The 11,827-nt window shown below is 68.5% G+C and carries 9 protein-coding genes; 1 reads left to right on the top strand and 8 read right to left on the bottom strand.

The features are described 5' to 3' along the window. The first annotated feature begins 364 nt into the window (after positions 1–364). Positions 365–1,093, top strand: a complete 729-nt coding sequence (locus tag MR1_RS10855; protein ID WP_067246259.1) for a VIT1/CCC1 transporter family protein — start codon at positions 365–367, stop codon at positions 1,091–1,093. 92 nt (positions 1,094–1,185) lie between these two features. Here MR1_RS10855 and MR1_RS10850 read toward each other — a convergent pair whose 3' ends face one another. The 8 genes from MR1_RS10850 to dnaA form a co-directional block, all read right to left on the bottom strand. After that, positions 1,186–1,590, bottom strand: coding sequence for a DUF3566 domain-containing protein (locus tag MR1_RS10850; RefSeq protein WP_067246256.1), 405 nt, complete (start codon positions 1,588–1,590; stop codon positions 1,186–1,188). Beyond that, a complete protein-coding gene (gene gyrA, locus MR1_RS10845; RefSeq protein WP_067246253.1) occupies positions 1,587–4,136 on the bottom strand; it encodes a DNA gyrase subunit A in 2,550 nt (849 codons plus the stop codon). Before gyrA ends, MR1_RS10850 begins: the two co-directional genes overlap by 4 nt. A 57-nt stretch (positions 4,137–4,193) precedes the next feature. Next, positions 4,194–6,266, bottom strand: a complete 2,073-nt coding sequence (gyrB, locus tag MR1_RS10840; protein ID WP_084344540.1) for a DNA topoisomerase (ATP-hydrolyzing) subunit B — start codon at positions 6,264–6,266, stop codon at positions 4,194–4,196. A gap of 117 nt (positions 6,267–6,383) precedes the next feature. After that, positions 6,384–6,875, bottom strand: coding sequence for a DUF721 domain-containing protein (locus MR1_RS10835; protein WP_067246249.1), 492 nt, complete (start codon positions 6,873–6,875; stop codon positions 6,384–6,386). Continuing rightward, positions 6,868–8,121 (bottom strand): DNA replication/repair protein RecF, encoded by a 1,254-nt coding sequence (gene recF, locus MR1_RS10830; protein WP_067246244.1) that lies wholly within the window; start codon positions 8,119–8,121, stop codon positions 6,868–6,870. The genes MR1_RS10835 and recF overlap by 8 nt, the downstream gene beginning before the upstream one ends. 46 nt (positions 8,122–8,167) lie before the next feature. Further along, positions 8,168–8,653 (bottom strand): GNAT family N-acetyltransferase, encoded by a 486-nt coding sequence (locus MR1_RS10825; protein ID WP_067246240.1) that lies wholly within the window; start codon positions 8,651–8,653, stop codon positions 8,168–8,170. Then, the gene (gene dnaN, locus MR1_RS10820) at positions 8,653–9,792 is read right to left on the bottom strand and encodes a DNA polymerase III subunit beta (RefSeq protein ID WP_067246237.1); all 1,140 of its coding nucleotides are present in this window, start codon (positions 9,790–9,792) and stop codon (positions 8,653–8,655) included. The genes MR1_RS10825 and dnaN overlap by 1 nt, the downstream gene beginning before the upstream one ends. A gap of 572 nt (positions 9,793–10,364) precedes the next feature. Then, positions 10,365–11,639, bottom strand: a complete 1,275-nt coding sequence (dnaA, locus tag MR1_RS10815) for a chromosomal replication initiator protein DnaA (protein WP_372449979.1) — start codon at positions 11,637–11,639, stop codon at positions 10,365–10,367. Positions 11,640–11,827 lie beyond the last annotated feature (188 nt).

The following is an 11,827-nucleotide window of genomic DNA, read 5'->3' as shown; positions in this document are numbered from 1 at the left end:
CGGGGGGACGAGCGGAGCGTGCGCGTCGGCCTGGCCCGGCGGGGTCGGCGCTGCGGGGGCCCCGGGCGTGGGGGACGTCGGCACCGTGGCGGCCGGGTCGGAGGACGGATTCGTGGTCATGGCATCCACGCTACGGCGGACGGCATCCCCTCGTAACGGGGGCATCCGGACGCCTCGCTTCGGGGTTTCCCTACCCTCCCCGCGCGGCATCCCCCTCCCCGTCCGTCGAGTGGTCAGTTTCTGTGGGTTCAGCGCCCGCCAACCCACAGAAACTGACCACTCGACGCGGGGGAGACGGGTGTCGGTCGGCGGGGCCATGATGGACACGTCGAAGAGAAGGACGCATGAGCGAGGAGGAGGACGCATGAGCGGGATCGACGAGGCGCCGTCGCACGACGGGGAACCCCACGGCACCGGACTGGGCCAGAAGCTCAACTGGCTCCGCGCCGGGGTGCTCGGCGCGAACGACGGCATCGTGTCGGTCGCCTCGCTCGTCGTCGGCGTCGCGGGCGCGACGACCGACAACGCCGCGCTCCTCACCGCCGGGCTCGCCGGGCTGGTGGGCGGCGCGATCTCCATGGCGCTCGGCGAGTACGTCTCCGTGAGCAGCCAGCGCGACACGGAGAGGGCGCTCATCGCCAAGGAGCGTCACGAGCTGCGGACCATGCCTGAGGAGGAGCTGGAAGAGCTCGCCGGGCTCTACCGCCGTCGCGGCCTCTCCGAGGCGACCGCCCGACAGGTCGCCGCCGAGCTCACCGCGCACGACGCGCTGTCCGCCCACCTCGAGGTCGAGCTCGGGATCGATCAGGACGACCTGGTCAACCCGTGGCACGCCGCCATCTCGTCCGCGGTCGCCTTCACGCTCGGCGCGCTGCTGCCGCTCCTCGCGATCCTGTTGCCGCCGGCCGAGTTGCGGGTCCCGGTGACCTTCGTCGCCGTCCTGCTCGCCCTCGCGATCACCGGCACCGTGTCGGCGCGGATCGGCGGAGCCTCATCCCTCCGCGCCTCGATCCGCCTCGTGATCGGCGGTGCGCTCGCGCTGGCCGCGACCTGGGGGATCGGGACGCTGCTCGGCACGACCGGCGTCGTGTAGAGCCTCGTGGAGGGGATCGGCACAACCGGGGTGCGGAGACGACGATGCCCCGCGCTCGACGGAGCACGGGGCATCGGACGCGGATCAGTGGATCAGCTGGAGGTGAATCCGACGAGCAGCCCGCCGGTGACCTTGACCGCGAGGTTGTAGATCCCGGCGATGATCGCGCCGAGCACGGTGAACACGACGAGGTTCAGGATCGCGACGACCGAGCCGAACGCCATGACCTGCGGCAGGCCCAGGACCTGCGTGAGCGAGATCTGTCCGTCCGAGAAGCCGCTGACGATCTCGTCCGCCTTGCCCACGAGTCCGGTGGCCTGCACGATGAGGTACATCAGGAAGAACGACACGATCGTCACGATCGCGATCGCGACCGCGCCGAGGAACGACAGCTTCACGGCCGACCAGAAGTCGACGTAGACCAGGCGCAGGCGAACCTGCTTCCCGGTGGTCTTCTTCGACGACTTCTTCGCCAGCTTGTCCGCTACCGTGCTCATTCGTCCGCACTCTCCTGGGGGGTCTGTGTGTCGGCGTCCGCGGTGTCCGCGCCTTCAGGATCTTCCGCTTCGGCCAGGCCGCGTTCGGTGTTCCGGGCGATCGCGAGGATCCGATCATCGTCCCCGGTCCGGGCGAAGACGACACCCATCGTGTCGCGTCCCTTCGCCGGCACCTCGGCCACGGCAGAGCGTACCACCTTGCCGCTGGCAAGAACCACCAAGACCTCGTCGTCCTCGGAGACGATGAGACCGCCCGCGAGGACCCCCCGATCGTCGTTGAGCTTGGCGACCTTGATGCCCTGTCCGCCTCGTCCCTGGACCCGGTACTCGTCCACGGCCGTGCGCTTGGCGTACCCGCCGTCGGTCACCACGAAGACGAAGCTGTCGTCGTCGACGAGGGACGCCGACAGCAGGCTGTCGCCCTCGCGGAACCGCATCCCCTTGACGCCCTCGGTCGCACGGCCCATCGGCCGCAGCGCCTCGTCGGTCGCGTGGAAGCGCAGCGACATGCCCATCCGGCTGATGAGCAGGATGTCGTCGACCGCGTCCGAGAGGAACGCGCTGACCAGCTCGTCCTCCTCCCGCAGGCGGATCGCGATGACCCCGCCCTGGCGGTTGGTGTCGTAGTCCGTGAGCCGGCTCTTCTTCACCAGACCCTGTCGGGTCGCGAGCACGAGGTACTCGGCGGCGGCGTAGTCGCGGATGTCGAGGATCTGCGCGATCTTCTCCTCCGGCTGGAGCGCCAGCAGGTTCGCCACGTGCTGGCCCTTGGCGTCGCGCCCGGCCTCGGGGATCTCGTAGGCCTTCGCGCGATACACCCGGCCCTTGTCCGTGAAGAACAGCAGCCAGTGGTGCGTGGTGGTCACGAAGAAGTGCTCCACCACGTCGTCCGAGCGCAGCTGCGCGCCCTTCACGCCCTTGCCGCCGCGATGCTGCGACCGGTAGTTGTCGCTGCGGGTCCGCTTGACGTATCCCTCCCGCGTGACGGTGACGACCATCTCCTCCTCGGGGATCAGGTCCTCCATCGACATGTCGCCGTCGAAGCCGTGCAGGATGTGCGTGCGTCGCTCGTCGCCGAAGCGGTCGACGATGGCGGTGAGCTCCTCGCGGATGATCGTGCGCTGGCGCGCCGGGTCCGCGATGATCTCCTTGTACTCCGCGATCTGGGCCTCGAGCTCGGTGGCCTCGTCGATGATCTTCTGGCGTTCCAGCGCCGCGAGGCGACGCAGCTGCATCTGCAGGATGGCATCCGCCTGGATGTCGTCGATCTCCAGCAGGGACTTCAGGCCCTCGCGCGCGTCGTCGACGGTGGGGGAGCGGCGGATCAGCGCGATGACCTCGTCGAGCGCGTCGAGCGCCTTGAGGTACCCGCGCAGGATGTGCATCCGCTCTTCGGCCTTGCGCAGCCGGAACTTCGTGCGGCGGACGATGACGTCGATCTGGTGGTCGATCCAGTGGGTGATGAACCCGTCCAGCGCGAGCGTCCGCGGCACGCCGTCCACGATCGCGAGCATGTTCGCGCCGAAGTTCTCCTGCAGCTGCGTGTGCTTGTAGAGGTTGTTCAGCACGACCTTCGCCACCGCGTCGCGCTTGAGCACGATCACGAGGCGCTGACCGGTGCGATCGCTGGTCTCGTCGCGGATGTCGGCGATCCCGTTGATCTTGCCCTCGCGGGCGAGGTCGCCGATCTTCACGGCCAGGTTGTCGGGGTTCACCTGGTACGGGAGCTCGGTGATGACCAGGCACGTGCGGCCCTGGATCTCCTCGACCCCGACGACGGCGCGCATCGTGATGGAGCCGCGGCCCGTGCGGTACGCCTCGTGGATCCCCTTGGTGCCGAGGATCTGGGCACCGGTCGGGAAGTCCGGACCCGGAACGCGCCGGATCAGTCCGTCCAGCAGCTCCTCGCGCGGCAGGTCGGGGTTGTCCATCGCCCACAGCGCGGCATCGGCCACCTCGCGGAGGTTGTGCGGGGGGATGTTCGTGGCCATTCCGACCGCGATGCCGACGGACCCGTTGACGAGGAGGTTCGGGAACCGGGCCGGCAGGACGTCCGGCTCCTGGGTCTGCCCGTCGTAGTTGTCGGAGAAGTCGACGGTCTCCTCTTCGATGTCCCGCACCATCTCCAGCGCGAGGGGAGCCATCTTCGTCTCGGTGTACCGCGGGGCCGCGGCGCCCATGTTGCCCGGGGAGCCGAAGTTTCCCTGCCCCAGCGCGAGCGGGTAGCGCATCGACCACGGCTGCACGAGACGGACGAGGGCGTCGTAGATCGCCGAGTCGCCGTGCGGGTGGTACTGCCCCATCACCTCGCCGACGACGCGGGCGCACTTCGAGAACGACTTGTCCGGTCGGAACCCGCCGTCGTACATGCCGTAGATCACGCGACGGTGCACCGGCTTGAGCCCGTCCCGGACGTCGGGCAGCGCCCGGCCGACGATGACGGCCATCGCGTAGTCGAGGTACGACCGCTGCATCTCGGACTGCAGATCGACCTGGTCGATCTTGCCGTGCTCGTGGTACGGCTCGGGACGTTCTTCGTCAGTCATGTGTGTGTCTTCTTCAATTTCCGGTCGTTGAGCGAGCGAAGCGAGACGAAACGCTCATCAGATGTCGAGGAAGCGGACGTCCTTGGCGTTGCGCTGGATGAAGCTGCGCCGCGACTCGACGTCCTCGCCCATCAGCACGCTGAAGATCTCGTCGGCGGCCGCGGCGTCGTCGATGGTCACCTGGCGCAGCGTCCGCGTCGTGTGGTCCATCGTGGTCTCCCACAGCTCCTTGGCGTTCATCTCGCCCAGACCCTTGTACCGCTGCACGCCGGCGTCCTTGGGCAGACGCTTGCCGTTCGCGGCGCCGTCCTTCAGCAGGGCGTCGCGCTCGGCGTCCGAGTAGACGTACTCGTGCGGGGAGTTCGACCACTTCAACCGGTACAGGGGCGGCATCGCGAGGAACACGAAGCCGGCCTCGATGAGACCGCGCATGTAGCGGAACAGCAGGGTGAGCAGCAGCGTGGTGATGTGCTGGCCGTCGACGTCCGCATCGGCCATGAGCACGATCTTGTGATAGCGCGCCTTCTCCAGGTCGAAGTCCTCGCCGATCCCGGTCCCGAAGGCCTGGATCATGGCCTGGACCTCCTTGTTGGCGAGGGCCTTGTCCAGTCGCGCACGCTCGACGTTCAGGATCTTGCCGCGCAGCGCCAGGATCGCCTGCGTGTGCGGGTCGCGTCCCTGCACCGCCGAGCCGCCGGCCGAGTCCCCCTCGACGAGGAAGATCTCGCTGATGGACGGATCCTTGGACGTGCAGTCCTTGAGCTTGTCCGGCATCGAGGTGGACTCGAAGACGCTCTTGCGCCGCGCGGTCTCGCGCGCCTTGCGGGCGGCGAGACGAGCCGTCGCCGCCTCGACCGCCTTGGTCACGACGTTCTTGGCCTGCTTGGGGTTCCGGTCGAACCAGTCGCCGAGCTCCTCGCCGACGACCTTCTGCGTGAAGGCCTTCGCCTCGGTGTTGCCGAGCTTCGTCTTGGTCTGTCCCTCGAACTGGGGCTCGCCGAGCTTGATCGAGATGACGGCGGTCAGCCCCTCGCGGACGTCGTCGCCGGTGAGGTTGTCGTCCTTCTCCTTGAGGATGTTGTTGGCGCGCGCGTAGCGGTTGACGAGCGTCGTGAGCGCTGCGCGGAACCCCTCCTCGTGCGTGCCGCCCTCGTGCGTGTTGATCGTGTTCGCGTAGGTGAAGACGTTCTCGGTGTACCCGGTCGTCCACTGCATGGCGACCTCGAGCGAGATCTTCCGCGTCGTGTCCTCGGACTCGAACGCGATGATCTCGTCGTTGACCACCTCGGCCTTGCGGACGTGGTTCAGGTACTCGACGTAGTCGACGAGGCCGCGCTCGTAGAGGAAGACGTCCGCGCGCTGGCGCGTGACGACGGTGCCGTCCACCTCCTCCTCGACCGTGGAGCCCTCGCGCTCGTCGAGCAGCTCGATGCGCAGCCCCTTGTTCAGGAACGCCATCTGCTGGAAGCGGGTGCGCAGCGTGTCGTAGTCGAACTCCACCGTCTCCTGGAAGATGGCGGGGTCGGGCCAGAAGGAGATGCTCGTCCCGGTCTCCTCGGTCGCCTCGCCCTTCTCCAGCTTCTGCTGCGGGGCGCCGCCGTCGGCGAAGCTGTGCCGCCAGACGAAGCCCTTCTGCTTGACCTCCACGTCGAAGCGCGTCGACAGCGCGTTCACGACGGAGGATCCGACGCCGTGCAGGCCGCCGGAGACCGCATAGGCGCCGCCGCCGAACTTGCCGCCCGCGTGCAGGATCGTGAGAACGACCTCGACGGTGGACTTCGTCGGATCGGACGAGTGCGGATCCACCGGGATGCCGCGGCCGTTGTCGACCACCCGCACGCCGCCGTCGGCCAGCAGGGTCACCACGATGGTGTCGGCGTAGCCCGCCAGCGCCTCGTCGACGGAGTTGTCGACGATCTCGTAGACCAGGTGATGCAGACCGCGCGGTCCCGTGGACCCGATGTACATGCCGGGGCGCTTGCGCACCGCCTCCAGACCCTCGAGGATCTGGATCGAATCGGCGCCGTACTCGGCGGAAGGCGGTGCGTCCGGGGTCTGGGAACCCCCTGCGTTCTGGGGCGACGGGGTCGGGTTCGACTCGTTCTCGTCGGAGGGGGTTTCAGGCGTCATCGGAAGGCAGGCTCCACATCGAAATCTAGATCCCCATCTTATCGCGGATCGATCGCCGATGCTGGCTGTACGGCCTTCTGCGCGTCTGAATCCTTCGGGAACGGGATGGATCGTGCCTCAGCCGTAGGTATCGCGCGGACCCCGCCCTGGAACGGCTCTGGGACCCCATTTCCACGAGGGGACGTCCGGCCCGACGAAGCGGATGTTCTCGACGCCGGCCTCCGGGTAACGGCGGCCGATCTCGGTGACGATGACGGCGCGCATGTACTGGAGGTTCTTCGCCCACGCCGTGGAGTCGCACTTCACCGTCAGCAGACCCCCCTCGAGGGAGACCGGCTCCGAGTGCTTCGCCGTGTCGGGCCCGGCGAGCTCTCCCCACTGCCGGACGAGGTCCTCCCGGCTCAGGGTCGTCTCCCATCCGGAGTCCTTGCTGAGCTTCGCGAGGACGTCGCCGAGGGTCCCCGGGTCCCGGCCGGGCGTGAACGGCGCGTTGTCGTCGTCGACGACGAGGCGTTTCTTGCGCTTCCAGGTGCTCGAACTGGGCTGAAGACCGCGCAGGCGGAGGTACGTGGCGACCGTCTCCGGGACGCGGGCGTCGAGATCAGCCATCCGTCTCCTCCCCATCGGTCGTCGAGTCAGCGGAGGCCTCGGTCGTTGAGCGAGCGGAGCGAGACGAAACGTCGAGCGACCCGTCGGACGCCTCGCGCTCGTCCGTGATCGTACCCGCATGGATCCGCACGACATGGCGGTGCAGCACATCCGGGATGTCCGCCTCGACCGCGGCCGTGACGAGGACCTGCTCGTAGCCGGCGGTGATCCCCGCGAGCCGGCGACGGCGCTCGGCGTCGAGCTCCGCGAACACGTCATCGAGGATCAGGACCGGATCGCCCGCCGGGGACTCGCGACGCAGCAGCTCCGCGGAGGCGAGACGCAGGCTCAATGCCACGGACCACGACTCGCCGTGCGAGGCGTAGCCCTTCACCGGCAGGTCCCGCACGCGCATGATCAGGTCGTCCCGGTGCGGGCCGACGAGGGTGAGCCCGCGCTCGAGCTCGGACGCGCGCTTGTCGGCCAGGGCCGCACGGAACAGCTCCGCCGTGGCGTCGGATCCGCCGCCGCCCTCGGCGTCGCCCCCGACTCCCTCCTCGGGATCCCCGCCGCGAATGGACTGGGCCCAGTGGAGCGTGGGGCGGTGGTCCTCGCCCGCGATCGCGGCGTACGCCTCGGTGAGCGGGGGATGGAGATCGGCGGCTAGCCGGGTGCGCGCGTCGATGATCTCGGATCCGAGGGCGACGAGCTTGTCGTCCCACACGTCGAGGGTGGACAGCCCGTCGCCGCGGACCCCGCGGGCGCGGGCGGACTTCAGCAGCGCCGTGCGCTGACGCAGGACCCGGTCGTAGTCGCCGAGCACGGCGGCCATCCGCGGCGTGCGCTGGATGAGCAGCTGATCCGCGAAACGGCGACGGGACGACGGGTCCCCGCGGACGATCTGCAGATCCTCCGGCGCGAACAGGACGACATGCGCGTAACGCGGCAGGTCCGCGGTGCGCCCCGGCGCGCCGTTGATCCGAGCGCGGTTGGATCCTGTGCGATTGATCTGCACCTCCACGAGCACGGTGCGCGCGCCGTGGGCGAGCCGGGCGCGGATGAACGCGGCCTCCTCGCCGTCACGCACCATGGGGCCATCCGACGAGACCCGATGCGAGCCGAGGGTGGCGAGGAAGACGATCGCCTCGGCAAGGTTGGTCTTTCCCTGGCCGTTGCGGCCGACGAGGACGTTCGGGCCGCGGTGCAGAGTCAGGTCGGCGGTGGCGTAATTGCGGAAGTCCTTGAGGTTCAGGTGCTCCACGATCACGCGAGCAACCTTACCTTTCGGGTCCGACGTCCCTTCCGCGCGGGTGTCAGCGGACGCCCGCGGAGAGCTCGCGGGAGAAGAACACCGTCCCCGCACGTCGTGCGGTCTCGATCATCCCCGCCTTGGCCAGCACCCGAAGGGATGCGACGTTGTCCTCGGCGGTGTCCGCGAACGCACGGAGCGCGCCGTGGGCCGCCGCGATCCTCAGACCCGCGGTCACCGCGCCGGTCGCCCGCCCTCGCCCCCGGGCCGCGGGCACCAGTCCGTATCCGAACTCCACCGTCCCGGTCTCGTCCGGGGGACCGAAGAAGCCGAACCCGCCGACGGCGACGCCGGTCTCGTCCCGGATGACGTAGAGCGTGAACACCGGATCCGGATCCGGGTCCCGGACGAGCATCTGCAGCGGATCCCGTTCGTCCTCGAAGGGGTACTGGGGGTGCCAGCGGTCGCCCGGGCGCTCGTCGCGCGAGAGGATCCGCGCGGCCGTGGCCGGGGTGATCGGCTCGAGGCCGACCGCGGCCGGCCCGGACATCAGCGCAGCAGGAGGTTCGGCTGGAGGAGGTACTTGAACGAGTCCAGGCCCGCCTGGTCGACGGAGGTCTGGCTCGTGATCAGGACCGGGCTGAGCTTGTTGGCGTTGTCCGAGGAGGTGAAGGTCACCCGCACGAACTCGCTCTTCACCGCGCCGAGCGCCTCCAGCAGGTACTGCGGGTTGAGGCCGAGCGTGACGTCCTCCCCGAGCAGGTGGGCGTCGACCGACTCGGATGCCCGCGCCTGCTCGCTGCCCGAGGCGTCCATCGTGACGGTGTCGCTCGAGAAGGTGAACCGCAGCGGCGCCGACCGGTCCAGCACCAGGGCGACACGGCGCACCGCCTCGGTGAGGTCGGCGGTGTTCACGACGGCGTGGTGCTCGGTCTGCTCGGGGAACAGGCGTCGCACCGGGGGGAAGTTCCCCTTGATGAGCAGGGAGGTGACGGTCTTGTTGCCGGCGGTGAACGCGATGATCTCGCGATCGCCCGCTCCGGAGAACGAGATCTGGATCGTGCCGGCGTGGCCGAAGGTCTTCCCGACCTCCTGCAGCGTTCGCGCGGGGACGAGCGCCGTCTGCTCGGCCGACTCGCCGTCCCACGGGACGTCGCGCAGCGACACGCGGTACCGGTCGGTGGCGACGAGACTGAGCTGCTGGCCGCTGACCTCGAGCTGCACACCCGTCAGCACCGGGGTCACGTCGTCACGCGAGGCCGCGAACGCGACCTGCGCGATCGCGGTCCCGAAGTCCTCGGCCGGCACCACGCCGGACGTCCCGGAGACCTCGGGGATCGAGGGGTACTCCTCGACCGGCATCGCCGCGAGGGTGAAGCGGGCGGAACCGCAGCGCACGGCGACCCCGCCGTCCTCCTCGACCGCGATCTCGATCGGAGCGTTCGGCAGGCGGCTGGCGATGTCGGACAGCAGGCGACCGTGCACCAGGATCGTTCCCGGCTCGTCGACGGTGGCCTCGATGGTCGTGCGGGCGGAGGCCTCGTAGTCGAAGGCCGACAGCGTGAGACCGTTCTCGTCCGCCTCGATCAGCACGCCCGCGAGGATCGGCTGCGGGTTGCGCTGCGGCAGCAGTTTCACGACGAAGGACACGGCTTCGCTGAACACATCCCGGTTGACCTGGAACTTCACGGTCGCTCCTTCGTCGTCGTCCCACGGCTGTCGCCGCCTCATGGCGCACGCCACGGGCTCCCATGCTATGCCACGAGTCCAGTCGCACACATGCCGATTCCGGAACCTTGGACGCAGGGACAGAGGCGTCCGGGCGTGGTCGCGCGCGCGAGCGCGCGCGAAAGATAACCGCTTCGGCGGAGGGGGAATGACACGTCCGCGCGGCGTCCCCCACATGCCTCCCCGAGGTGATCGAGCCACCTCATCCGGGTTAACTCGTTAACGGTGTTAACAACTGTGGATACTGTGGATAACTCTGGGGATTCCTGACGGGACAAGGGAACTACACGCGTGTGACATGTGGATTTCCTGCGGAAACCGTGGGATCGGAGGGGGACCGCCGGATCCGCTCCTCGACGGGTTATCCACAGGGCGGGGATGCGGATGGGGATCGGGACCCCCGGCCGACGAGATTCATCCACAAGTTATCCACATGTGCAATTCCGAATACTCGACGCCGTCCCGGCACGTCAAATCCGTCGTCCCGGGCATGGCGCGACGACGCGGGCCGCGCGAGGCGCGGCCGGGGGCGCTCAGCGGCGGCCGAGCTGCGCGGTGATCTCCGTCACCTGGTTGTAGATCGAGCGGCGCTCCTTCATGAGGTCGCTGATCTTCTTGTACGCGTACATCACCGTGGTGTGGTCGCGGTTGCCGAACAGCTGCCCGATCTTCGGCAGGGACAGCTCGGTGTGCGTGCGGCAGAGGTACATCGCGATCTGACGGGCCGTCGCGATCTGCTGCGAGCGGCTGGAGCCGTAGAGATCGTCGACGGTGAGCTTGAAGTACGCCGCGGTGGCCGTGATGATGTCGGTCTGCGAGATGAAGTTGTCCTCTGCCTGATCCACGATGTCGCGGAGCACCGTCTGGGCGAGGGACATGTCGAGGGTCGACCGGTTGAGGCTGGCGTAGGCCGAGACGCGGATGAGGGCGCCTTCGAGCTCGCGGATGTTCGACGACACCTTCGTGGCGATGTACTCCAGGACCTCGTCCGGGATGTGCAGGGCCTCGCTCTGCGCCTTCTTGCGCAGGATGGCGATGCGGGTCTCCAGGTCCGGCGCCTGGACGTCGGTGATGAGGCCCCATTCGAAGCGGCTCCGCATCCGATCCTCGAATCCGGTGAGCAGCTTCGGGGCGACGTCGCTGGTGATCACGACCTGCTTGTTGTGGTCGTGGAGCTGGTTGAAGGTGTGGAAGAAGGCCTCCTGCGTCTCCGCCCGGCCCTGGAGGAACTGGATGTCGTCGATGAGGAGGATGTCGACGTCGCGGTAGCGGGCCTGGAAGGCGGCTCCCCGGTTGTTGGCGATCGAGTTGATGAAGTCGTTCGTGAACTCCTCGCTCGAGACGTACCGCACCTTCACCCCGGCATAGAGGGACTGGGCGTACTCGCCGATCGCGTGGAGGAGGTGGGTCTTGCCGAGGCCGGAGTCGCCGTAGATGAACAGGGGGTTGTACGCCTTGGCCGGTGCCTCGGCGACGGCCACCGCCGCGGCGTGCGCGAAGCGGTTGGACTGGCCGATCACGAAGTTGTCGAACGTGTACTTCGGGTTGAGCCGTGAGTCGTGGCGGATGGGCGTCGGCTGCTCGATCGGGGACTCCGCCCGCTGCTGCTCCTGGCGGCTGCCGGCGAAGTCGGCGACGGGGATCGGCATCGTCGGCTGCTCCGCGAGCTCGTGATTCACGACGACGCGGAACGAGGTGACCTCGTCGCCGGCCGTCGCGAGCGCCTCCATGATCGGCAGGCGCAGACGCTTGTTGATCTGCGCGGCGGTGAGATCGTTCGGGACGTCGAGGTACAGCGTGGACTGCATGACCCCGGCCGGGACGGCGAGACTGAGGAATCCGTGGAGCTGCGGGGTGACGCGATCGTCATGGGCGAGGGCGTCGAGGAGGATGCTCCAGATGGGGACCTCGGGCTGCGCGTCTGACGACATGGTGCTCCGGATGCTCGGAACGGCGGGCATCGGGGGGAGCCGCCTGTGGATAACTGCTCGTGCCA

Origin of the sequence: Microbacterium resistens NBRC 103078 (assembly GCF_001552355.1) — a bacterium.
GTDB lineage: Bacteria > Actinomycetota > Actinomycetes > Actinomycetales > Microbacteriaceae > Microbacterium > Microbacterium resistens.
Note: the sequence above shows the minus strand (reverse complement) of the source record. Positions and strands in the feature narration are given on the sequence as shown.